General features: G+C 64.3%; 22 protein-coding genes. 19 read left to right on the top strand and 3 right to left on the bottom strand.

The features are described from left to right. The first annotated feature begins 215 nt into the window (after positions 1 to 215). The 8 genes from ACV1FX_RS04365 to ACV1FX_RS04330 all read left to right on the top strand — a co-directional run bounded on the left by ACV1FX_RS04365 (position 216) and on the right by ACV1FX_RS04330 (position 8,372). Positions 216 to 1,673 (top strand): 6-hydroxynicotinate reductase, encoded by a 1,458-nt coding sequence (locus ACV1FX_RS04365; protein ID WP_473116317.1) that lies wholly within the window; start codon positions 216 to 218, stop codon positions 1,671 to 1,673. Next, entirely contained in the window at positions 1,670 to 2,569 is a 900-nt protein-coding gene (locus ACV1FX_RS04360) for a UPF0280 family protein (protein ID WP_473116316.1), read from the top strand. The genes ACV1FX_RS04365 and ACV1FX_RS04360 overlap by 4 nt, the downstream gene beginning before the upstream one ends. 27 nt (positions 2,570 to 2,596) lie before the next feature. Next, positions 2,597 to 3,181 (top strand): amino acid synthesis family protein, encoded by a 585-nt coding sequence (locus ACV1FX_RS04355; RefSeq protein WP_473116315.1) that lies wholly within the window; start codon positions 2,597 to 2,599, stop codon positions 3,179 to 3,181. Between the two features lie 81 nt (positions 3,182 to 3,262). Continuing rightward, positions 3,263 to 4,465 (top strand): ABC transporter substrate-binding protein, encoded by a 1,203-nt coding sequence (locus ACV1FX_RS04350; protein ID WP_473116314.1) that lies wholly within the window; start codon positions 3,263 to 3,265, stop codon positions 4,463 to 4,465. Positions 4,466 to 4,527: 62 nt separating this feature from the next. Beyond that, entirely contained in the window at positions 4,528 to 6,417 is a 1,890-nt protein-coding gene (locus tag ACV1FX_RS04345) for an ABC transporter permease (protein WP_473116313.1), read from the top strand. Next, a complete protein-coding gene (locus ACV1FX_RS04340) occupies positions 6,414 to 7,205 on the top strand; it encodes an ABC transporter ATP-binding protein (RefSeq protein ID WP_473116312.1) in 792 nt (263 codons plus the stop codon). Before ACV1FX_RS04345 ends, ACV1FX_RS04340 begins: the two co-directional genes overlap by 4 nt. Continuing rightward, positions 7,202 to 7,906 (top strand): ABC transporter ATP-binding protein, encoded by a 705-nt coding sequence (locus tag ACV1FX_RS04335; RefSeq protein ID WP_473116311.1) that lies wholly within the window; start codon positions 7,202 to 7,204, stop codon positions 7,904 to 7,906. Before ACV1FX_RS04340 ends, ACV1FX_RS04335 begins: the two co-directional genes overlap by 4 nt. Before the next feature lie 10 nt (positions 7,907 to 7,916). Next, positions 7,917 to 8,372, top strand: coding sequence for a MarR family winged helix-turn-helix transcriptional regulator (locus ACV1FX_RS04330; protein ID WP_473116310.1), 456 nt, complete (start codon positions 7,917 to 7,919; stop codon positions 8,370 to 8,372). Positions 8,373 to 8,507: 135 nt separating this feature from the next. Here ACV1FX_RS04330 and ACV1FX_RS04325 read toward each other — a convergent pair whose 3' ends face one another. Next, positions 8,508 to 9,704, bottom strand: coding sequence for an amidohydrolase family protein (locus ACV1FX_RS04325; protein WP_473116309.1), 1,197 nt, complete (start codon positions 9,702 to 9,704; stop codon positions 8,508 to 8,510). 156 nt (positions 9,705 to 9,860) lie between these two features. Between ACV1FX_RS04325 and ACV1FX_RS04320 the strand changes: the two genes are divergently transcribed. The 4 genes from ACV1FX_RS04320 (at position 9,861) to ACV1FX_RS04305 (ending at position 12,835) form a co-directional block, all read left to right on the top strand. Then, entirely contained in the window at positions 9,861 to 10,634 is a 774-nt protein-coding gene (locus tag ACV1FX_RS04320) for a ferredoxin--NADP reductase (protein WP_473116308.1), read from the top strand. A gap of 184 nt (positions 10,635 to 10,818) precedes the next feature. Continuing rightward, positions 10,819 to 11,139 (top strand): hypothetical protein, encoded by a 321-nt coding sequence (locus ACV1FX_RS04315; RefSeq protein ID WP_473116307.1) that lies wholly within the window; start codon positions 10,819 to 10,821, stop codon positions 11,137 to 11,139. 88 nt (positions 11,140 to 11,227) lie between these two features. Further along, positions 11,228 to 12,493 (top strand): cytochrome P450 family protein, encoded by a 1,266-nt coding sequence (locus ACV1FX_RS04310; RefSeq protein WP_473116306.1) that lies wholly within the window; start codon positions 11,228 to 11,230, stop codon positions 12,491 to 12,493. Between the two features lie 111 nt (positions 12,494 to 12,604). Next, a complete protein-coding gene (locus ACV1FX_RS04305) occupies positions 12,605 to 12,835 on the top strand; it encodes a hypothetical protein (RefSeq protein ID WP_473116305.1) in 231 nt (76 codons plus the stop codon). Between the two features lie 5 nt (positions 12,836 to 12,840). Here ACV1FX_RS04305 and ACV1FX_RS04300 read toward each other — a convergent pair whose 3' ends face one another. After that, the gene (locus ACV1FX_RS04300) at positions 12,841 to 14,088 is read right to left on the bottom strand and encodes a DUF763 domain-containing protein (RefSeq protein WP_473116304.1); all 1,248 of its coding nucleotides are present in this window, start codon (positions 14,086 to 14,088) and stop codon (positions 12,841 to 12,843) included. 124 nt (positions 14,089 to 14,212) lie between these two features. Between ACV1FX_RS04300 and ACV1FX_RS04295 the strand changes: the two genes are divergently transcribed. After that, positions 14,213 to 15,355 (top strand): mechanosensitive ion channel family protein, encoded by a 1,143-nt coding sequence (locus ACV1FX_RS04295; RefSeq protein WP_473116303.1) that lies wholly within the window; start codon positions 14,213 to 14,215, stop codon positions 15,353 to 15,355. 10 nt (positions 15,356 to 15,365) lie between these two features. Here ACV1FX_RS04295 and ACV1FX_RS04290 read toward each other — a convergent pair whose 3' ends face one another. Beyond that, complete coding sequence (locus tag ACV1FX_RS04290) at positions 15,366 to 16,343, bottom strand: tripartite tricarboxylate transporter substrate binding protein (protein WP_473116302.1); 978 nt, start codon at positions 16,341 to 16,343, stop codon at positions 15,366 to 15,368. A gap of 113 nt (positions 16,344 to 16,456) precedes the next feature. Here ACV1FX_RS04290 and ACV1FX_RS04285 point away from each other — a divergent pair, with 113 nt between their 5' ends. From ACV1FX_RS04285 to ACV1FX_RS04260, 6 genes are all read left to right on the top strand, one after another. After that, entirely contained in the window at positions 16,457 to 17,167 is a 711-nt protein-coding gene (locus ACV1FX_RS04285; RefSeq protein WP_473116301.1) for a TetR/AcrR family transcriptional regulator, read from the top strand. Between the two features lie 72 nt (positions 17,168 to 17,239). Continuing rightward, on the top strand, positions 17,240 to 17,383 hold the full coding sequence (locus ACV1FX_RS04280; RefSeq protein ID WP_473116300.1) for a hypothetical protein: 144 nt from the start codon (positions 17,240 to 17,242) through the stop codon (positions 17,381 to 17,383). 9 nt (positions 17,384 to 17,392) lie between these two features. Continuing rightward, on the top strand, positions 17,393 to 18,268 hold the full coding sequence (locus ACV1FX_RS04275; protein ID WP_473116299.1) for an amidohydrolase family protein: 876 nt from the start codon (positions 17,393 to 17,395) through the stop codon (positions 18,266 to 18,268). Beyond that, the gene (gene dctA, locus ACV1FX_RS04270; protein ID WP_473116298.1) at positions 18,265 to 19,566 is read left to right on the top strand and encodes a C4-dicarboxylate transporter DctA; all 1,302 of its coding nucleotides are present in this window, start codon (positions 18,265 to 18,267) and stop codon (positions 19,564 to 19,566) included. Before ACV1FX_RS04275 ends, dctA begins: the two co-directional genes overlap by 4 nt. A gap of 67 nt (positions 19,567 to 19,633) precedes the next feature. After that, positions 19,634 to 20,347: a PIG-L deacetylase family protein gene (locus ACV1FX_RS04265; RefSeq protein WP_473116297.1), complete on the top strand. Its 714-nt coding sequence runs from the start codon at positions 19,634 to 19,636 to the stop codon at positions 20,345 to 20,347. Next, a complete protein-coding gene (locus tag ACV1FX_RS04260; protein ID WP_473116296.1) occupies positions 20,344 to 21,027 on the top strand; it encodes a 4-carboxy-4-hydroxy-2-oxoadipate aldolase/oxaloacetate decarboxylase in 684 nt (227 codons plus the stop codon). The genes ACV1FX_RS04265 and ACV1FX_RS04260 overlap by 4 nt, the downstream gene beginning before the upstream one ends. The last annotated feature ends 5 nt before the right edge of the window (positions 21,028 to 21,032 follow it).

The raw sequence follows: 21,032 nt of genomic DNA, 5'->3' as shown, positions 1-21,032 counted from the left end.
TCGCGAAGCCCGACGATACCGTTTGTACACAAACGTGCAAGCGCCGCATGCCGCAGTGCAGCGCGGTTGCCCGCTTTGTGGACAGGGCGGCAGGCAAATGAGGTTTTATTCGGCAGCCTCTTGGTTTTGCCGATGGCGCCGCTTGACAGCTCCAGGCATCGCGCGCAACATCGTTCGTATACGAATGATAAGCCCTGTGATCCGCTGGCTTTGACATGGTGACTGAAGCGACGAGCGCTGCCTCCGACAAGATCCGCTGCGATGCCTGTCCGGTGATGTGCTACATCAAGCCCGGCGCGGCGGGCGCCTGCGACCGCTACGCCAATCACGACGGCAAGCTCGTCCGCGTCGATCCTCACATCATCCTCGAGCGCACGGTGTCGCATGGCGGCAAGCTGGTGCCGTTCAGCCGGTCAGAGGATTGGGACGGCAAGATCGTCCACGAGCCCTCGACCTTCGTCACGGCAATCGGCGCTGGCACGACCTATCCCGACTACAAGCCGGCGCCGTTCATCGTGTCATCGGAAGTTGATGGCGTCGACATGGTCACCGTCGTGACCGAAGGCATCTTCTCCTATTGCGGCGTCAAGGTGAAGATCGACACCGACCGTTATCTCGGCCCGGAAAGCGCGATCGTGCGCGCGCAGGGCGAGGCAGTCGGCCACGTCACGACCAGCGAATACGGCTCGCAGATGCTGTCGCTCGGCGGCGTGCACCACCTGACCGGCGGTTCCAAGAAGGAAGGCCGCGTCACCTGCGACACGCTGATGGACCTCTCCAACTGCAAGCCGGTCGAGTTCACGATCGACGGCGGCGCGACGGTGGTGGTGCAGGCGGGAGAGCCGCCGATCGTCAACGGCGTGAAGGAAGAGCGCATGCGGGTCGGCTGCGGCTCGGCGACGATCGGCATGTTCGCAAAGCAGTGGCACGGCAAGGTCGATGAGGTCGTCGTGGTCGACGATCACATCACCGGGGTGCTCAGCGAGCACCAGGCCGGCAAGCTGCTCGACATCGTCGACACCGGCATCAAGATGAAGGGCCGGCGCTCGACGCCCGGCCGCTATTTCCAGGTCGCCGATCCCGGCACGGGTTGGGGCGGCACCAACATCTCCGATCCGCTGTCGATCCTCGGTCCCTTCGACGCCAAGGAAGCAAAACCCGGGCTGACCATGCTGATGGTCTCCACGACCGGCGAGCACGCGTCCTACTATGTGCTCGACGACGCGTTGAAGCCGGTCGAGACGGAGATGCCGGCGGACCTGCGATTCTCGGTCGAGCGCATCCAGGAGAATTGCGAGCCGGCGCTGTGCACGGTGTTGTTCATGGCGGGCGCCGGCGGATCGCTGCGCGCCGGCGTCACCGATAATCCGGTGCGTCTGACACGCTCGGTGAAGGATGCGCTGACGCGCGTCACCAGCGGGGGCGCGCCGGTTTATGTCTGGCCCGGCGGCGGCATCACCTACATGGTCGATGTGACGCAGATGCCGGCTGGTGCGTTCGGTTATGTGCCGACGCCGGCCCTTGTCGCGCCGATCGAGTTCACGATGAGGCTGTCCGACTATGCCACGCTCGGGGGGCACATGGACCATGTGCGACCGCTCTCCGAGGTCCGGGAGAGCGATGATATCCGCCAGGTGCCGTGGCAGAACCCGATCCCTGGGCGGCGCGCATGAGGAGGCTCCCGCAAATCGCATTGCTGTCTGATGGCCGGCGGCTGCATTTGCAGGATGGTCCGATTGATCTGATCGTGGAGGCGAGGGGAGATGCGCATCAGGTGCGCTCGGCCTATGAGGCTGCGGCGCTGCGCTTCACCGGACTGCTCGATGAGCTCTGCGAGGAATTGATGGAGCTGCGCCAGGCAGCCGAGCCCACGCGATGTGCCCTGCGCGGCGTTGTGGCGCGGCGCATGTACGCCGCGGTGGCGCCATTTGCCGATGATTGCTTCATCACGCCGATGGCCGCGGTGGCTGGAAGTGTCGCCGAGGAAATTCTCGGCGCGATGCTCGATGCAGCGCGGCTCGACCAGGCCTACGTCAATAATGGCGGCGATATTGCGCTTCATCTTGATGAGGGCGAACGTTTCACCGTTGGCCTCATGGACCGACCTGACCGCGACGGCGTGATGCGGGCGATGACGATCGAGGCGGACGATCCCGTCCGCGGCATTGCGACCAGCGGGCGCCATGGCCGTAGTTTCTCGCTCGGCATTGCCGATGCGGTGACGGTGCTGGCTGCGACGGCCTCGCAGGCCGATGCGGCAGCGACCGTGATCGCCAATGCCGTCGATCTGCCCAACCATCCGGCGGTCAAGCGCCGTCCAGCGAATGAGATCCAGCCCGACAGCGATCTCGGCATGCGTCTCGTCACCCGCGAGGTCGGCGCATTGTCGCGGACAGAAATTCGTGAGGCTCTCGAATCTGGCGCAGAATGTGCACGGCAATTGTTCGATCGCGGGCTGATCGAGGGTGCCGTGCTCAGGCTGTGTGGTGATATGCTCGTCATCGGGACAAGGAATATTGAACGGCAGCGATCGCGCCCGTCCGTGCTGGAGAACGCGATTCATGCCTGATCAGGGAAGCGAGCCAAGGAAGCCGACATGAGCGCGATCATCCGCAAGATCGTCACCGTCGTCGAAGAGACGCAGATGGAGATGGGAAGGTCCGTGTCGCCGCCGACCCGGCGCGCCGCGGCGATTGCGGTCATTGAAAACCCGTTCGCCGGAAAATACGTCGAAGATCTTTCGCCGCTGATCGCGATCGGCGAGGAGCTCGGCGATCTCTTGTCAAAGCGGGCGGTGGCGGCGCTCGGGATCGAAGGCTCGAAGGTGCAGAGCTACGGCAAGGCCGCCGCCGTCGGCGAGAACGGCGAGCTGGAGCATGCTGCCGCGATCCTGCATCCCAAGATGGGTGCGCCGGTGCGCAAGGTCCTGAGCAAGGGCGCGGCGCTGATTCCGTCGTCGAAGAAGCGCAGCGGTCCCGGCACGACGCTCGACATTCCCTTGGGTCACAAGGACGCGGCCTTCGTGCGCAGCCATTTCGACGGGATGGAAGTGCAGATCAACGACGCGCCGCGGGCCAACGAGATCATGGTCGCGGTGGCCGTCACCGACAGCGGCCGCCCGCTGCCGCGGGTCGGCGGCTTGACGGTTGCCGAAATCAAGGGCGAAGACGGCCTGCGTTAGGGCATGATCCGGAAAAGTGGGAACCGGTTTTCCGATAAGATCATGCTCAAGAAATAGAGTCTTCAGAAAGTGGAGGTTGGGATGCGAGCAAAGAACTATTTCGTCGGCGCGGCTTTCGCGCTGTTGGCCGGCGGCATGGCCGGCTCGGTTAAGGCGCAGGAGATCAAGATCGGCGAGATCAACAGCTACTCGCTGTTGCCTGCGTTCACCGAGCCCTATCGCAAGGGCTGGCAGCTTGCCGTCGAGGAGATCAACGCGGCGGGCGGCATCAATGGCAAGAAGCTCGTCGTGATCTCCAAGGACGATGGCGGCAAGCCGGCGGACGCGCAGACCGCCGCCAATGAGCTCGTGTCCAGCGAAGGCGTGGCGATGCTCGCGGGTACGTTCCTGTCGAACATCGGCCTCGCCGTGAGCGATTTCGCCAATCAGAAGAAGGTGTTCTTCCTCGCCGCCGAGCCGCTGACGGATGCCGTCACCTGGTCGAAGGGCAACAAGTACACCTTCCGCCTGCGTCCCTCCAACTACATGCAGGCGGCGATGCTGGTGGAAGCAGCGGCAAAGCTGCCGGCAAAGCGCTGGGCGACGATCGCGCCGAACTATGAATACGGCCAGTCGGCGGTTGCCGTGTTCAAGAAGCTGATGTCGGAAAAGCGTCCCGACATCCAGTGGGTCGACGAGCAGTGGCCGCCGCAGGGCAAGATCGATGCGGGCCCGGTGGTGCAGGCGGTTGCCCAGGCCAATCCGGAGGCGATCCTCAACGTCACCTTCGGCGCCGATCTCGTGAAGCTGGTGCGCGAAGGCAATACCCGCGGCCTGTTCAAGGGACGCGAGGTCGTTTCCTTCCTGACCGGTGAGCCCGAATATCTCGATCCGCTGAAGGACGAGACGCCCGAGGGCTGGATTGTCACCGGCTATCCCTGGTACTCGATCAAGACGCCCGAGCACGATGCGTTCCTGAAGGCCTACCAGGCCAAGTACAACGACTATCCGCGCCTCGGCTCGATCGTCGGCTACCAGACCATCAAGTCGGCGGCCGCGATCCTGGCCAAGGCCGGCTCGACCGATCCGGAGAAGTTGATCGCGGCTGCGGAGGGCCTCTCGGTGGGGTCGCCCTTCGGTGAGATCACGTTCCGCAAGATCGATCACCAGTCGACGCTCGGGGCCTTCGTCGGCAAGACGGCGCTGAAGGACGGCAAGGGCGTCATGGTGGATTCGTCCTACAAGAAGGGCGCGGACTATCTGCCGAGTGACGCCGAAGTCGAGAAGCTGCGTCCGAAGGATTGATCTTTCCTCTCCCTCTCCCCGCTTGCGGGGAGAGGTGTAGTCCCCACCAACCCGGACCGCCGATGGCCTTTTACGTCGTACAGTTTCTGACCGGACTCGCCAGCGCAGCGTCGCTGTTCCTGGTGGCTTCGGGCCTGTCGATCATCTTCGGCGTGACGCGGATCGTGAACTTCGCGCATGGCGCGTTCTACATGATCGGCGCCTATATCGCCTTCACGCTCACGGACCGCTTGTCCGGCGCGTTCGGGTTCTGGGGCGGCATCGTCGTCGCCGCGCTTGCGGTGGCATTGATCGGCGTCCTCGTCGAGATGGTGCTGCTTCGTCGCATCTATCACGCGCCCGAGCTGTTCCAGTTGCTCGCGACCTTTGGCTTGACCCTGATGGTCCAGGACCTTGTGGTCCTGATCTGGGGACCCGATGACCTTGTTGGCCGCCGCGCGCCGGGCTTCAAGGGCGCGGTCGATTTCTTCGGCCAGAACATCCCGAGCTACGACCTGTTTCTGATCGTGCTCGGCCCTGTCGTGCTCGGCATCCTGTGGCTGCTGTTCCAGCGCACCCGGTGGGGCGTGCTGGTGCGTGCGGCGACGCAGGACCGCGACATGGTGGCGGCGCTCGGCGTCAATCAGAAATGGCTGTTCACGTCAGTGTTCGCGGTCGGCGTCTTCCTCGCAGCACTCGGCGGCGCGCTGCAAATTCCGCGCGATGCCGTGCATCACGCGATGGACCTGCGCATCATCGTCGAGGTCTTCGTCGTCGTCGTGATCGGTGGTCTCGGCAGCATCGTCGGGGCCTTCGTCGCGGCGGTTCTGGTCTCCGAGCTGAATGCCTTCGGCATCCTGATCTTCCCGAAGATTTCCATCATCCTGGTTTTCCTGGTGATGGCGGTGGTGCTGATCGTCCGCCCCTGGGGCCTGTTCGGCAGGCCTGAGGCGCCCGCGCGCCGCACGCCGGGCCTCACCGTCAATCCATGGCGTCCGCTGACGTCGAACGAGCGGCTGGCCGCGCTTGCCGCAATCATCGTTGCGGCAGCTTTGCCGCTGTTCGCCGGCAATTATGCTCTGACAGTCGGCTCGGAAATCGCGATCTTCGTGATCTTCGCCGTCAGCCTGCATTTCCTGATGGCGGTCGGCGGCCTCGCGTCCTTTGGACACGCGGCGTATTTCGGCCTCGGCGCCTATGGCGTCGCGTTCCTCGCCAAGATGGCGGGACTGCCGATGATCGTCTGCCTGCTGCTGGGGCCGCTGCTCGGTTGCCTCGGTGCCGCCGTGTTCGGCTTCTTCGCCGTGCAGCTCTCCGGCGTCTATTTCGCGATGCTGACGCTCGCCTTCGCGCAGATCGTATGGTCGATCGCGTTCCAGTGGGTCAGCGTCACCGGCGGCGACAACGGCATTCTGGGCGTCTGGCCGGAAAAATGGGCGGCCAGCCCGTCGCATTTCTACTGGCTGGCGCTCGGCGTTGCCGCGCTTGTGACGATCGCACTACGCATCGCGGTGTTCTCGCCGTTCGGCTACGCACTTAGGGCCACGCGGGACTCCGCATTGCGCAGCGAGGCGATCGGCATCAACGTCAAGCGCATGCAGTGGACGGCGTTTGTCATCGCGGGAACCACGGCCGGCATCGGTGGTGCGCTGTTCGCCTACCTGAAGGGCAGCGTCTTCCCGGATAATCTCGGCATCTCGCTCTCGGTCGATGCGCTGGTCATGGTGCTGCTTGGTGGCGTCGAGACGGTGTCGGGCGCGGTGATCGGCGCGATCGTCTACAAGGCGCTCAACATCTGGCTCGTCAGCCAGACCGACCTGTCGAAGCTCGTGCTCGGCGCCTTCATCGTGCTGATCGTGGTCGTCTTTCCGAAGGGGATCGTCGGCATGCTCGAAATGCTTGCGCAGCGGCGCAAGGGATCCTCGCCGCCGGGCTCGACCTTGCTCGCCAAACCGATCGGGCCCGCCGAATGAGCGTCGCACCCACACTTCTTTCGGTCGAAGGCCTGACCAAATCCTATGGCGGCATCCATGCCGTGCGCGGCGTCTCGTTCGAGCTGCGCGCCGGCGAGATCCTGGCGCTGATCGGCCCGAACGGGGCGGGCAAGAGCACCTGCTTTGACATGCTCAACGGCCAGAACACGCCGGACGCCGGGCGCATCCGCCTGCTCGGCGAGGATACGACGGGCAAGAAGCCGCGCGAGGTCTGGCGGCTCGGGGTCGGCCGCACCTTCCAGATCACGGCGACTTTTGCCACCATGACGGTGCGCGAGAACGTGCAGGTCGCGCTGATCTCGTATCAAAAGCAGGTGTTCAATCTCTGGGGCTCGGCGCCGCGCTTCGACCGCGACGAGGCCGTGCGCCTCCTGGAGCTCGTCGGCATGGGTGGCTATGCGGATCGTCCGTGCGGCGAGCTCGCCTATGGCGACCTCAAGCGGCTCGAGCTTGCGGTTGCGCTCGCCAACGAGCCGAAGCTCCTGCTGATGGACGAGCCGACCGCCGGCATGGCGCCGCGCGAGCGCGTCGACCTGATGCGGCTCACCGCGCGCATCGCGCGCGAGAAATCCATCGGCGTGCTCTTCACCGAGCACGACATGGACGTCGTGTTCGAGCATGCCGACCGTATCATCGTGCTCAATCGCGGCACGTTGATTGCCGAGGGTTCGCCGACGGAAGTGCGGGGCAATCCGCAGGTGCAGGCGGTCTATCTCGGCGAAGGCCTCGTCTACGATGCCCGTCATCGCGAGGGGGCCGCAACATGAAGCTCACGGTCGAAGGGCTCAACAGCCATTACGGTCCGGCGCATATCCTGTTCGACATTGCCCTCGAGGTCGGCGACGGTGAGGTGGTTGCACTGCTGGGCCGAAACGGCGCCGGCAAATCAACGACGTTCCGCTCCATCGTCGGCCTAGTCGCGCAGCGCTCGGGTCGCATCATGTTCGAAGGCAAGGACGTCTCGGCCCGGCCGACGCATGAGATCGTGCGCGGCGGGCTCGGTTATGTGCCGGAGGAGCGCCGCATCTTCACCGACCTCACGGTCGAGGAGAATCTCGAAGTCGGCCGTCAGCCGAAGCGGCCGAATGCACCATACTGGACGCGCGAAAAGCTGTTCGCGCTGTTCCCGAATCTGAACGAGATGCGCAACCGGCCTGGTGGCCGCATGAGCGGCGGCGAGCAGCAGATGCTGACCATTGCCCGCACGCTGATGGGCAATCCGTCGCTGGTGCTGCTGGACGAACCGTCGGAGGGGCTGTCGCCGAAAATCGTCGAACAGATGGTCGACGCGATCCTGACCATGAAGAAGGAAGGCGTCAGCATCGTCGTTTCCGAGCAGAATTTGCATTTTGCAAAGCTGATCTCCGATCGCGCCTATATCATCGAGCGCGGCCGAATCTGTTTCGGTGGTACGATGGCCGAGCTCGATGCGCGCCCGGATATCCGGGACGCACATCTGTCATTGTGAAGGGGCAGGAATGGCGAGGGGCGTCGCAGCCAAGAAGAGCATCAGGCAGGCCAAGCCGTCTTATGTGCTCGATGAGCAGGTCGGCTTCATCTTGCGCCAGGTCTGGCAGCGTCACAGCGCGATCTTTGCCCGCGACATCGGCACCAATCTGACGCCGACGCAATGGGCGGCGTTGTCGAAGCTTGCCGAGACCGGGCCATGCTCGCAGAACCAGCTTGGCCGCTTGACCGCAATGGACGTCGCGACCATCAAGGGCGTGATCGACCGGCTCAGCGCACGCGGACTGACCGAGACGAGCCAGGACCCTGGGGACGGCCGGCGGCTGCTCGTCAGCCTGACGCGCGCCGGTCAGCAGCTCGCTGAAAAGGTTGCGCCGAACGCGCTCGCGATCACGCGTGAGACGCTGGCGCCGCTCGATGCCAAGGAGCGCGAGCTGCTGATGGGATTGCTGAACAAGCTGCGGTGAACTCCACACCGTCATTCCGGAGCACGCGCATCGCGCGTGAGCCCGGAATCCCGAGGTTGTTGGGCGAGATTCCACATTGCGCAATTGCGCAATGGGGTTCGCGCTGACGCGCCCCCGGAATGACGCCAAGCGGCGTCACTTCCCCACCACCTCCGGCACCTTGCCTGCGGGCGGGGTGTTGCGGCTGCGCTGCGTGCGGACGATACCGTCGATGATGGTCATGCCGATGCCGGGGAGGTCGCCGAGCTGCACGCTCTCAAGAATGTTCTTGCCGGGCGAATGCTGCGCCTTGTCCATGATGACGAAATCGGCGGAGCGGCCCACTTCAATGAGGCCGCAATCGAGCTCGCGCATCCGTGCGGTGTTGCCGGTGGCGAGACAGAAGGCGATCTCGGCCGGAAGTTCGCCGAGCGAGGACAGCATCGAGACCATGCGCAAGATGCCGAGCGGCTGGACGCCCGAGCCGGCCGGCGCGTCGGTGCCCAGGATGACGCGGTGCAGATCGCCCATCTCGCGCGCGGTGCGCAGTGTGAACAGCGCCGAGCGCTCATTGCCATTGTGCACGAGCTCGAGCCCGCGCTTGCAGCCCTCGCAGATGCAGCGGATCTGGTCGTCGGGCAGGGCGGTGTGGCCGCCATTGATGTGACCGACCACGTCGGTGTCGGCCTCCAGAACCACGTCCTTGTCGATCAGGCCGGAGCCGGGGATGGAGGGACCGCCGGTGTGGATCGTGCTCTGGATGCCGTATTTGCGTGCCCAGCCGACCATCTTGCGCGCGGTGGGGCCGTCCTTGACGCCGCCAAGGCCGACTTCGCCGAGCAGCTTGACGCCGGCAGCAGCCATCTCCTTGAAGTCCTCCTCGACCATCTCGCATTCGATCACGGGCGCACCGGCGTGAACCTTCACGCCGCCCGGACGCAGCGTCCAGAACGCGCGCTGGGCGAAGATCGCCATGGCCTTCAGGCCGACGACGTCGCGGGGGCGGCCAGGCATGTGCACTTCGCCCGCCGAGATCATGGTGGTGACGCCGCCGTGGAGGTAGCTGTCGATCCAGTTGATCTGGTTCTGCCGCGGCGTCCAGTCGCCGGCGACAGGGTGGACATGGCTGTCGATCAGGCCGGGTGCGACGGTGGTGCCGTTGGCATCGACGATGGTGGTCGCGCCTTCGACGTTGACGTCCTTGAAGCGGCCGATCGCGGTGATCTTGCCGTTCTCGGCGACGATGGTGTCGCCATCCAGGATCGGCTTCTCCAGGGCGCCGGACAGGATCAGGCCGATATTCCGGATCACGAGCTTCGAGGGTCCGGTGGCCTGGGGTGCGTCATGCGCCATGGAAAGGCTCCTTATTCCTAACTGCAACGCTCGCGATCTTGGGCAGCCTTGACCGCGGGATCAAGCGGGATTATTCATTAGTGTACGAATGATCGTGTACAAACGACGCATAGCTGCCCGCCTCGGAACCGCTAATGACGCGACAGGGAAGGTGAGATGAGCAATTTCAATCAGGAAAATGTTTTGAGCGTCCACCACTGGACCGACACGCTGTTCTCCTTCAAGACCACGCGCACCCCGACCTTCCGCTTCCGCAACGGCGAATTCACGATGATCGGGCTCAAGGTCGGCGAGAAGCCGCTGCTGCGGGCTTACAGCGTCGCCAGCGCGAATTACGAGGACACGCTCGAATTCTTCTCGATCAAGGTGCCGGACGGCCCGCTGACCTCGCGGCTCCAGCACCTGAAGGAAGGCGACGAGATCATCGTCAGTCGCAAGGCGACCGGCACGCTGGTGATCGACAATCTCGAAGAGGGCCGCAATCTCTATCTGGTCGGCACCGGCACCGGGCTCGCCCCCTTCCTCAGCGTGATCAAGGATCCCGAGACCTATGAGCGGTTCGAGAAGGTGGTGCTGCTGCACGGCTGCCGGCACGTGAGGGAGCTCGCCTATGGCGAGATGATCACCGAGACGTTGCCGAATGACGAGTTGCTCGGCGACTACATCCGCAACCAGCTCATCTACTATCCGACCGTCACCCGCGATCCCTTCCGCAATCGCGGCCGCATCACCGACCTCATCACCTCGGGCAAGCTGTTCAGCGACATCGGCCTGCCGTCGCTCGAAGCAGCTCACGACCGCGTCACGATCTGCGGCAGCCCGGCGCTGGTCACCGATACCCGCGTGCTGCTGACCGAGCGTGGCTTCATCGAGGGCAATCACGGCGAACCGGCGCAATTCGTGGTCGAAAAGGCCTTTGCCGAGCGCTGAACCGGGGGCTTTTATTGGGGCATGATCTCTTCGGAAAACCGCTTTACACTTTGCGCTAACGCGGCCCTTCGGGTCCGGATCATGCCCACCGCGCAATAAAGCCGCATTTTCGCCGCCGGACGCCCGTTGCGGCGCCGATTCGGCAGGCGATACTATGGGAACGGCGAATCAGCGGAGTTCCTACATGGTTGCGGACAACGACAGCAACATCGCCTGGCACCGGGTTCAGGTGAAGAAGAACCGCGCCGAGTTGAAGGCGCTCGAGACCGCGCGCTTCACGATGGGCGAGGCCGCATCGTCCAAGCGCAACGGACAGACCCAGAAGGCGATCGTGGAACTCAAGCGCAAGATCGCGGAATCCGAACGCGTGATCGCCGACTATGAAAAGCGCACGCGCCGCCCGCTCGCGACCGACCTGCAAAGCCTCAGCAATGGGAGTTGGAGCCATTGGGACGCCTACACCAACCAGCGCAAAGCTGGGCCACGGTCGTCGAGGCGCGGCTGATCGCCTCCTTTTGATTGATGTTCCGGCCCTTGCGCCGGAGATTGCGCGCACCATGTGGTGAAGCGCCATCAACAAGGGCGGTGGCCCCATGACACCGCGCATTGACTTCACCAGCGATGCCTTCTTTCGCGACCCGCCAAAGGCGATCGCGTCGCTGCGTGCGTCCGGGCCCGTGGTTGTGACCCGTTTTCCCCTCATCGGCGATGTCTGGGTCACGACGACCCACGGCGCTACGGCCGAGGTGCTCAAGGACAGCGCAACGTTCACGTTGCGCAAGGAGGACGGCAAGGTCGCAGGCCTGCGCTGGTGGATGCCGAAACTCGTCACGACCATCGCCAAGAACATGCTGACGATGGACGAGCCGGACCACACGCGGCTGCGCAGCATCGTCGACGAGGCCTTCCGCCGCCGCGCCATCGTCGCGATGGAGCCGCGCATCCGCGCCATCGCGGACGGACTCGCGGACGAGCTGTTCGCTGCGGGAAGCCCTGCCGACCTGGTGCAGCGCTACGCTCGGATACTGCCGCTGTCGGTGATCTCCGAGCTGCTCGGCCTGCCGATGGCCGATCGCCCAAGGTTCATCGCCTGGGCCAATGCGATGTCCTCGCTGACGAATGTCGTCAGCTTCTTCCGCCTGATGTTCGCGTTCCGCAAGATGCGCGCCTATCTCGAAGAGCAATTGCGGATCGCCCGTGCCCAAGGCGGCGAGGGCCTGATTGCCGAGCTGGTCCAGGTCGAGCGTGAGGGCGGCCGCATCACACCTGACGAAATGGTGTCGATGGTGTTCCTGCTGCTGGCCGCCGGTTCGGAAACAACCACGCATCTCATCAGCGGCTCCGTCTATGAGCTCCTCAAGAATCCCGGCCTGCGTGATTGGCTGGAAGAAGACTGGATACGTGTCGGTCTTGCCGTCGAGGAATTCCTGCGCTTCGTCTCGCCGGTGCAATTTTCAAAGCCGCGCTATGTGCGGACGGATATCGAGCTCGAAGGCGTGCGCCTGAAGAAGGGCGACCGCGTCATGGTCATGCTGGCCGCAGCGAACATGGATCCCTCGGTGCATGATGCTCCCGAGCATCTCGATCTCGAACGCAAGCCCAACCGGCACATCTCCTTCGGCACGGGGATCCATTTCTGTCTTGGGCACCAGCTCGCGCGGATCGAGGCGGCGTGCGCGCTCCAGGCCTTGTTCACACGCTGGCCGCGGCTCGGCCTTGCCGTCGATGCGTCGCAAGTTCGCTGGCGCAAGCGCCCGGGCATCCGCGCGATCGCGAAACTGCCGGTGGTCGCCGACGATGGCCGGAACCGCCAAGCCAAATCCCATCCGGCCGGCGTCGAGCAACTGCTCGCAAATTGACGTCACCTGCCAGCGCATCGGAACCGCGTAGTGACGATCTTGCTACGGACCCGCGAAACAATCGTTGCCGGGGAGGCGTTGGGCTAGATGCGGACAACAAGGGAGCAATCCATGCCCAATGGAGGCAAGACGCATATCGGATCAGGTACGCATGGCAAGGGCGCGGGGAACGGCGCTTTCACGGAGATTTCGAAAGACAAGATCGGCGACAACATGATCCTGTCGAACCGCGACAAGGCGCAGCATTCAGACATTCGCGGCATGGATGGAAAATATATCCAGACCGAACAGTACCAGGACCACTCGGCCAACCGGCTCGCGGAGGACGAGGACGAAGGTTAGAGGGTTCACGAACCGCTCAGCTTTTTCGACGCGAGAAGATCGCGTTCCCAGCCGAACACGGAGCGGCCGTCGAGTGCCGGTGAAGCCTCGCGCTCGGCCGCAATGAAGGCCTCGACCGACGGACCGCGCGCGGTGCGCTCCAGCCGCCGCGCCTGGTCGTCGAGACGCTTGATCGCCTGCATTTCCTCCTCGCGCCCGAGCTTTGCGTTCTCGATCGCGCCCTTGAGCACGCGGATGGTCTCGTCATAGACCTTGATTGGCACGGGGTAGGGGTGGCGGTCCTTGCCGCCATGGGCGAGCGAGAAGCGCGCCGGATCCTTGAAGCGATAGGGCGCACCGTGCACGACTTCGGCGACCATCGCGAGCGAGCGCACGGTGCGCGCGCCGACGCCGGGCGTCAGCAACAGCTCCGGAAAATCGACCGGACCACGCTCGGCGGCCGCAGCCAATGTGCCGTGCAGGCGACGCGCGAAGACATCCTTCGGCCGCACGTCGTGATGCGCGGGCATGATGAGGTGCGGCAACGTGGCTTGTGCGGGTTCGATGCCGCTCAGGCGTTCGAATTCCGACACGATGCGATCGGGGCCGAGATCGGACAGCAGCTCGAGCTGCGCCGAGCGCGAGACATTGGCGCGGTGGTCTGTAAGGTTCACGATCTCGCCCTGCGCGGGGCCGTCGATCGCGCTGTGTGGCGCATCGACGAAGCTTCTCAGCGCCTCCGAATGCCAGTGATAGCGGCGCGCCTGCCGCTTCTCGCCGTTCATGCCCTGCTGCACCACCGTCCATTTTCCGTCGGCGGTAACGAAGAAGCCGTGCAGGTAGAGGTCAAAGCCGTCCTGCACCGCGGCGCTGTCGACCTTCGCGACCAGCCGGCTCGCGCGCGTCAGTTTGGCCCCATCAAAGCCGACGTGGTCACCGAGCGTCAGAAGCTCATCCGGCGTCTTCCGTGAATGCTGGCCGCGGCCGCCGCAGACATAGATGCCGAGCTCGTTCTGGAGCGGTGCGAGCCCGCGTTTCAGGGCGCCGATTACGGAGGTCGTGATGCCGGAAGAGTGCCAGTCCATCCCCATCACGGCGCCGAACGATTGGAACCAGAAAGGATGCGACAGCCGCTGCATGAACTCGTCGCGGCCGTAATGGTGGACGATCGCCTGTGTGACGATCGCGCCCAGCGAAGCCATGCGGTTCGCCAGCCACGGCGGAACCCGTCCGGTGTGAAGGGGAAGATCGGCGCTGCCGGTGCGTCGGGGCATGGTCCTTGATAGCCGGATTCTGCTCCGGTTGCACGACGGGAAATGCTGCATTGCATCCGAAGGCGGAGCGAAGCGCCACGTTTGGCGTTGAGCGCCTAGTCGCAAGCGGGTTTCCGGAGGCAGGATGGAGGTTCAACCGATCATTGCGAGGCTCGATGAACTTTTCAGGTGGGTTCCCTCCTGGTTCATCGGCCTCAGCATCATTGCGTGCGCGATCCTGATGGCGTTGTTCCTGTACCGGATCGCGGCGAAGCTGTTGCGGCGCGCCTTCGCAGGCCGCTTTCCTCTCGTCAATCCTTTCCTCGATCGGACGGCGGGGCCGACGCAGCTCGCGCTCTGCCTGCTCGCTGTCGCTCTCGTCCTGCCATGGGCGCCGCTCGGTGACGAAACGCGTCTTGATCTCAGGCACGTTTTCGTCGTGGCGGTCATTGCGCTGATTGGCTGGATTACTATCCGGGCCGTCGACATGACGGCTGCGCGCTATCTGCAGAACTTCCGCGACGTCACCGAGAACTTCATCGCGCGCAAGCATGTCACCCAGGTCCGGGTGTTCAAGCGAGTGATCGACACGCTCATCATCATGATCACCGTCTCCACGGCGCTGATGACGTTCGACTCGGTCAAGCAATATGGTGTCAGCCTGTTCGCCTCCGCCGGCGCTGCCGGTATCATCGTCGGTCTTGCGGCGCGGCCGCTGCTCAGCAATCTGATCGCAGGCTTGCAGATTGCGATCACGCAGCCGATCCGCATCGAGGACGCCGTCATCATCGAAAACGAATGGGGCTGGGTCGAGGACATCGCGTCGACCTACGTCGTGGTGCGGCTGTGGGACTGGCGGCGCATGGTGGTGCCGTTGTCGTATTTCATCGAAAAGCCGTTCCAGAACTGGACGCGCGACGCCGCTTCCCTGATCGGCGCCATCGCGCTCTACGTCGATTACCGGGCCGACGTGCCACGCATCCGCCGCAGGCTGGAGGAGGCGGTGAAGGAATCAAAGCTATGGGACGGTGCGGTGGTCAATCTCCAGGTGATCGATGCGGACGCCCGCACCGTTCAGCTCCGCGCGCTCGTCAGCGCCAGGAACGCCCCGCAATCCTGGGACCTGCGCTGCGAGATCCGGGAGAAGCTCGTCGCCTTCATTCGCGACGAACTGCCCGATGCGCTGCCGCGCGAACGTGCGATCCTGTTGCCTTCAGGTGATGACGATGCAGAGTTCGTCCGGCGCGTTGTCGCGCCGGAGAAGGTGCGGGCGAGGGCGCATAACTAGATGAATCGTGTCATTGCGCCCGTATGTCGGCGGCCTTCAGAACCGGCTCCCATTTGGTCGCCTCCGCATGCATATAGGCATCGAATTCTTTCGATGACGAGCCGACCGGTGTCGCGCCGATCTTCCCGAGGGTCGACAGTACGCCCGGGTCCTGCAGCGCCGTCTTCAGGTCGGCCTCGAGCTTGGCCACGATCTCCGGCGGCATGTTTGCCGGCCCCAGAAAACCCCACCAGACCGAGACGTCGTAGCCGGGCACGCCGGCCTCGGCGACCGTGGGAACGTCGGGCAGGGCCTTTGACCGCTGCGCCGACGTCACGGCGAGCGCACGCACCGGGCCGCCATCGAGCTGACCGATCGCTTCGGCAAGCGGGTTGAGGCTGAGCGGGACTTCGCCGGCGATAACCGCGGTCAGCGCCGGTGCGCCACCCTTGTAGGGAATAGAGACGATCTTCACGCCAGCCATGTATTTCAACAGCTCGCCGGCAAGATGCGCCGAGGTGCCGTTGCCGGACATGCCATAGGACAGCTTGTCCGGCTCCTTCTTCGCAGCGGTCAGGAGATCCCCGAGACTCCTGTATGGGCTATCCTTGGGGACGATGATGGCGAGCGGCGAGGAGGCGACCTCGGTGATCGCGGTGAAATCCTTGAACGTGTCGTAGGGAACGCTCGGATAGATGAACTGGTTGAGCGGATGGCCGCTCGCGACCAGGATCAGCGTGTAGCCATCCGGCGGCGCCTGCGTCAGGGCTTGCGACGCGATAATGCCGCCGGCGCCGGGGCGGTTGTCGATCACTGGCTGCTGGCCCCAGCTCTTGGCGAGCGCCTGGCCGATCGTGCGGGCAAGCACGTCGACGGCGCCGCCGGCCGCGTAGGGCACCAGAATGTGGACCGGCCTGCTCGGGAAATTGTCTGCCTGCGCGGCGCCCGCAGCCAGCATCAGGAGGGTACCCAGCAGCAAACGTCCGATTTTCCTGTTCAAACCCGGCATCTTCCAGTGCTCCTCGGGGCGCGTGTCCGTCTGGCCGCCCGTCCCGGACCAGCCGGCGCCGCCTATCGTTTTTGTTGACGAGACCTGATCTTTTGTACGATAGTACAAATCACATGGTACGCAAGCCCACCAGCAAAGAGACGGCCCGCAAGCCGAACATGCGCGAGGCGATCCTCGCTGCGGCGGAAGAGTTGTTCGCGACCAACGGCTTCAACGCCGTCTCCGTGCGCGACATCGCTCAGGCCGCCGGGGCTAACCCCGGCAGTGTCACCTATCATTTCAAGACCAAGGACGGCCTGCTGCTCGAGATCTATCGCCGCCATTGCGGACCGATGAATCTCCGCCGGTCGGAGTTGCTCGCCGCCGCCAGGCGCGTGCGCGATCTCCAGGACCGGCTGGAAGCGATCGTGCGCGCCTATGTCGTGCCGGCCTTCACGTCGGGCAGCGATCTTGCCGGCGGCGGGGCGCGGTTCACGCGGCTGCGTGCCGTGATGTCGGCCGAGGGCAACGAGGTGGCGCGGCGCATCATCGCGCAGACCTTCGACGACACCAGCCACGCCTTCATCGACGCGATCCACGAGAGCCTGCCGCATGTGCCGCGCACCGAGATCGTCTGGCGCAGCCATTTCCTGCTTGGTGCGCTCTATTATTCGCTGGTAACGCCGGAGCGTGTCTCGCGCCTGTCGCGCGGCGAGGCAGACGGCAGCGATGCGGCGGCTGCGATCGAGCAGCTCGTTCAGGCGACCGTGGCCTCGTTCCAGGCTCCGGCACTCGACCAGGCCGCGCCGGCGCGTCGGCGCGCGGCGGCAAGCAGCAAGACTTAGACGATCGCCGACGGACGAGGGCATAGGAGCTCGGGTCGTCCGCAACAGGCGGCATATGACTGGGGATGCGGAATGAACGGGCCGGACTGCGTGCAACCCTTGACCGGCATTTCGATGGCCACCTGGGCTTCGAAGCTCATCGACAATGCGCCTGTTGCCGCGATCCGGCAGAAGTTGCTGGCCGACAATCCCGCGCACCTGTTCAAGTTCACCTGAAGACGCCAGATGTACAAGCCGACCATTCCGCCGCCCGATCCGAACACGCGCACGCCGAAGTTCAGGCTGCCGCCGCTTGCTTGCGACGCGCACTGCCACATCTTCGGGCCGGGGTCGAAATATCCCTACGCACCGGAGCGTTCCTACACGCCGCCCGACGCTCCGCTGGAGGATTTTAGGGCATTGCACGCCAAGCTCGGCGTCGGTCGCGCCGTGATCGTCAATGCCAGCGTGCACGGTACCGACAACACGGTTGCGCTCGATGCGATCGCGCAGAGCGATGGTGCTTATCGGGCCGTGGCCAACATCGACGACACCATCACCGAGCGGGGCCTGCGCGAGCTGCATGAGGGCGGCTTCCGCGGCTGCCGCTTCAATTTCGTCCGCCATCTCGGCGGCGTTCCGGACAAGGGCGTGTTCGACCGGGTGATCGCGATGGTCGCGCCGCTCGGCTGGCACATCGATCTGCATTTCGACGCGATCGATTTGCCTGATTATGCCGACATGCTGGCGAAGCTCCCGGTGCGCTATACCATCGATCATATGGGACGGGTGAAGGCCTCCGAGGGGCTCGGCCAGCTCCCGTTCAAGATCCTGATCGACCTGATGCAGCGCGACGAGAAGTGCTGGGTCAAGATCTGTGGGTCGGAGCGCGTGTCGTCCTCGGGCCCGCCGTTCGCCGACGCGGTGCCGTTCGCGCGCAAGATCGTTGAGACCGCGGTCGACCGCGTCATCTGGGGCACCGATTGGCCGCATCCCAATGTCAAGGTGATGCCGAATGACGGTGATCTGGTAGATCTCATTCCGCTGTTCGCGCCAGAGACAGAGTTCCAGCAGAAGATTCTGGTCAGCAATCCCGCGCGCCTGTTCGAGTTCGGGGAATGACGGCGTTCTCGATCGACAAGCCACGCAGCCGCGCCTGGTGGAGGGAGCTCTGGGTCCAGGTTCTCCTTGCCATGGCGGCCGGCATCGTGCTCGGCATCCTCAATCCTGAACTTGGCGTAAAAATGCAGCCGCTGGGCGACGCCTTCATCAAGGCGATCCGCATGCTGATCGCGCCGATCATCTTCTGCACGGTCGTGCACGGCATTGCGCATATGGCAGATATGGCGCGTGTCGGCCGGGTCGCCATCAAAGCGATATTCTATTTCGAGATCATGACCACGGTCGCGCTGGTGATCGGGCTTGTCGCGATCAATCTGCTGAAGCCCGGTGTCGGCATGAACGTCGACGTGGCCAGCATCAACACCAGTGCAATCGAGCCCTATGTCAAGCAGACCGCGGCGATCGGTCTTGTGCCGTTCCTGATGAACATCCTTCCCGGCACTTTCGTCGGAGCCTTCGCCGAAGGAAATATCCTCCAGGTGCTGTTCATCTCGGTGCTCTCGGGTTTTGCGCTGGTGCAGCTCGGCGAGCGCGGAGCGCCGCTGGTCGACCTGATCGACGTCGCCGCAAAGATGGTGTTTGCGATCGTCGGCTTCGTGATGTGGGTGGCGCCGATCGGCGCGTTCGGAGCGATCGCGTTCACTGTCGGCAAGTTCGGCGTCGGGTCTCTGGCATCGCTCGGCAAGCTGCTGGGCGGATTCTATCTGACCTGCCTGGTGTTCATCGTCATTGCGCTCGGCCCTGTCGCGCGCTGGTGTGGCTTCAGCCTCTTCAAGCTGATCCGCTACATTTGGGAAGAACTGTTGATCTGCATCGCCACGACGTCGTCGGAAACCGTGCTGCCACGAATGCTCTCGAAGCTCGAGAATGCCGGCTGCGAGCGTAGCGTGGTCGGGCTCGTGATCCCGACCGGCTACTCGTTCAACCTCGACGGCACCTGCCTTTACCTCGCAGCCGCCGCGGTCTTCCTGGCGCAGGCGACCAACACGCCGCTCGATCTTACGCAGCAGATCGAGCTGCTGCTGATCCTGCTCGTGACCTCCAAAGGGGCGGCGGGAATTGCGGGCGCCGCTTTCGTCGTGCTGGCAGCAACGTTGTCGGCCACCGGAACCATCCCGGTCGCGAGCGTCGCGCTGGTGCTCGGCATCCACAGGCTGATGTCGCAGGGTCTGACGCCGACCAACCTGATCGGGAACGCGGTGGCAACCATCGCGATTGCCAGATGGGAAGGTGCGCTCGACGCGGATCGGTTGACGCGCGTGCTCGATGGCGAGGCCGTGCCGGCCGCAACGGCGTGATGACTTGGCCCTTGCGCTTGGCAAGGAGCAGATCAAAGTTTGAAGAAATGAAAGGGGAGTGTGTCCCATGAAGACAGGTCTTGTGATTACCGCCCATCCTGGCGATTTCGTCTGGCGCGCGGGTGGTGCCATCGCGCTGCATGCGAAGAAGGGCTACCGGATGAAGATCGTCTGCATGTCCTTTGGCGAGCGTGGCGAGAGCCAGTTCGCCTGGAAGGAAAAGGGCGCGACGCTGGAGTCGGTGAAGGCCGGCCGCAAGGACGAGGCCGAGCGTGCCGCCAGGCTGCTCGGCGCCGAGATCGAGTTCTTCGACTGCGGCGACTATCCGCTCAAGCTCAACGAGGCGCATTTCGACCGCATGGTCGACATCTACCGCGAGCTCAATCCGAGCTTCGTGCTGACCCACGCGCTGGAGGATCCCTATAATTTCGATCACCCGAACGCCGCGCACTTCGCGCAGGAGACCCGCGTGGTCGCACAGGCCATGGGCCACAAGCCGGGGGCCCAGTACAAATACGCCGCGCCGCCGGTGTTTCTGTTCGAGCCGCATCAGCCGGAGCAATGCAACTACAAGCCGAACCTGATCCTGAAGATCGACGAGGTCTGGAAGGAAAAGTACGAGGCGTTCCAGATCCTCGCCGCGCAAAAGCATCTCTGGGGCTATTACGAGCGCGTCGCACTCAACCGCGGCATCCAGGGCAGCCGCAACACGGGCGTGCCCATGACCTACGGCGAAGCCTATCAGCGCCTGTTCCCGACGGTTGAGGAACTCCTGGCATGAAGCCCGTCGTCGTTCGCAACATCAACCGCGCCAATCCTGCCGGCATGTCGACCTATGGCGTTTCCACGGTGCACGAGGCGATGGGCCGCGTCGGGCTCATGAAGCCTTATATGCGGCCGGTCTGGCCCGGCGCGCGGATCGCCGGTCCTGCAGTTACCGTGCTGGCGCAGCCCGGCGACAACTGGATGATCCACGTCGCGGTCGAGCAATGCAGGCGTGGCGACGTTCTTGTCGTCGGCTGCACCACCGACAATACCGACGGCATGTTCGGCGAGCTTCTTGCGACGTCGCTTCACGCGCGCGGCGTGCAGGGGCTCGTCATCGATGCCGGCTGCCGCGACGTGAAGGCGCTGCACGACATGAATTTCCCCGTGTGGTCGCGCGCCGTCTCGGCCAAGGGTACGGTCAAGGCGACGCTCGGCTCGGTCAACGTTCCCGTGGTCTGCGCCGGCGTCAATGTCGAGCCTGGCGATATCGTGGTCGCCGATGACGACGGCGTCGTGGTGGTGCCGAAGCGGATCGCGGCCGAGGTTGCGGAGAAGGCCGGGAGGCGCACTGTGGAGGAGAGCGGCAAGCGCAACCGCCTCGCCTCGGGCGAGCTTGGCCTCGACATGTACAACATGCGCGAGGCGCTTGCGAAGGCCGGGCTGGTCTATGTCGACAATCCCGAGGACGTCTGAGCAGA

It is taken from the genome of Bradyrhizobium ingae, from assembly GCF_055791185.1.
Note: the sequence above shows the minus strand (reverse complement) of the source record. Positions and strands in the feature narration are given on the sequence as shown.

Coding starts and splice junctions, on each gene's coding strand:
- ACV1FX_RS04295 (WP_473116303.1), top strand. CDS start 14,213: ATGGAGGTTCAACCGATCATTGCGAGGCTCGATGAACTTTTCAGGTGG.
- ACV1FX_RS04335 (WP_473116311.1), top strand. CDS start 7,202: ATGAAGCTCACGGTCGAAGGGCTCAACAGCCATTACGGTCCGGCGCAT.
- ACV1FX_RS04260 (WP_473116296.1), top strand. CDS start 20,344: ATGAAGCCCGTCGTCGTTCGCAACATCAACCGCGCCAATCCTGCCGGC.
- ACV1FX_RS04330 (WP_473116310.1), top strand. CDS start 7,917: ATGGCGAGGGGCGTCGCAGCCAAGAAGAGCATCAGGCAGGCCAAGCCG.
- ACV1FX_RS04325 (WP_473116309.1), bottom strand. CDS start 9,704: ATGGCGCATGACGCACCCCAGGCCACCGGACCCTCGAAGCTCGTGATC.
- ACV1FX_RS04350 (WP_473116314.1), top strand. CDS start 3,263: ATGCGAGCAAAGAACTATTTCGTCGGCGCGGCTTTCGCGCTGTTGGCC.
- ACV1FX_RS04310 (WP_473116306.1), top strand. CDS start 11,228: ATGACACCGCGCATTGACTTCACCAGCGATGCCTTCTTTCGCGACCCG.
- dctA (WP_473116298.1), top strand. CDS start 18,265: ATGACGGCGTTCTCGATCGACAAGCCACGCAGCCGCGCCTGGTGGAGG.
- ACV1FX_RS04340 (WP_473116312.1), top strand. CDS start 6,414: ATGAGCGTCGCACCCACACTTCTTTCGGTCGAAGGCCTGACCAAATCC.
- ACV1FX_RS04280 (WP_473116300.1), top strand. CDS start 17,240: ATGAACGGGCCGGACTGCGTGCAACCCTTGACCGGCATTTCGATGGCC.
- ACV1FX_RS04300 (WP_473116304.1), bottom strand. CDS start 14,088: ATGCCCCGACGCACCGGCAGCGCCGATCTTCCCCTTCACACCGGACGG.
- ACV1FX_RS04345 (WP_473116313.1), top strand. CDS start 4,528: ATGGCCTTTTACGTCGTACAGTTTCTGACCGGACTCGCCAGCGCAGCG.
- ACV1FX_RS04275 (WP_473116299.1), top strand. CDS start 17,393: ATGTACAAGCCGACCATTCCGCCGCCCGATCCGAACACGCGCACGCCG.
- ACV1FX_RS04285 (WP_473116301.1), top strand. CDS start 16,457: ATGGTACGCAAGCCCACCAGCAAAGAGACGGCCCGCAAGCCGAACATG.
- ACV1FX_RS04290 (WP_473116302.1), bottom strand. CDS start 16,343: ATGCCGGGTTTGAACAGGAAAATCGGACGTTTGCTGCTGGGTACCCTC.
- ACV1FX_RS04360 (WP_473116316.1), top strand. CDS start 1,670: ATGAGGAGGCTCCCGCAAATCGCATTGCTGTCTGATGGCCGGCGGCTG.
- ACV1FX_RS04315 (WP_473116307.1), top strand. CDS start 10,819: ATGGTTGCGGACAACGACAGCAACATCGCCTGGCACCGGGTTCAGGTG.
- ACV1FX_RS04365 (WP_473116317.1), top strand. CDS start 216: ATGGTGACTGAAGCGACGAGCGCTGCCTCCGACAAGATCCGCTGCGAT.
- ACV1FX_RS04320 (WP_473116308.1), top strand. CDS start 9,861: ATGAGCAATTTCAATCAGGAAAATGTTTTGAGCGTCCACCACTGGACC.
- ACV1FX_RS04265 (WP_473116297.1), top strand. CDS start 19,634: ATGAAGACAGGTCTTGTGATTACCGCCCATCCTGGCGATTTCGTCTGG.
- ACV1FX_RS04305 (WP_473116305.1), top strand. CDS start 12,605: ATGCCCAATGGAGGCAAGACGCATATCGGATCAGGTACGCATGGCAAG.
- ACV1FX_RS04355 (WP_473116315.1), top strand. CDS start 2,597: ATGAGCGCGATCATCCGCAAGATCGTCACCGTCGTCGAAGAGACGCAG.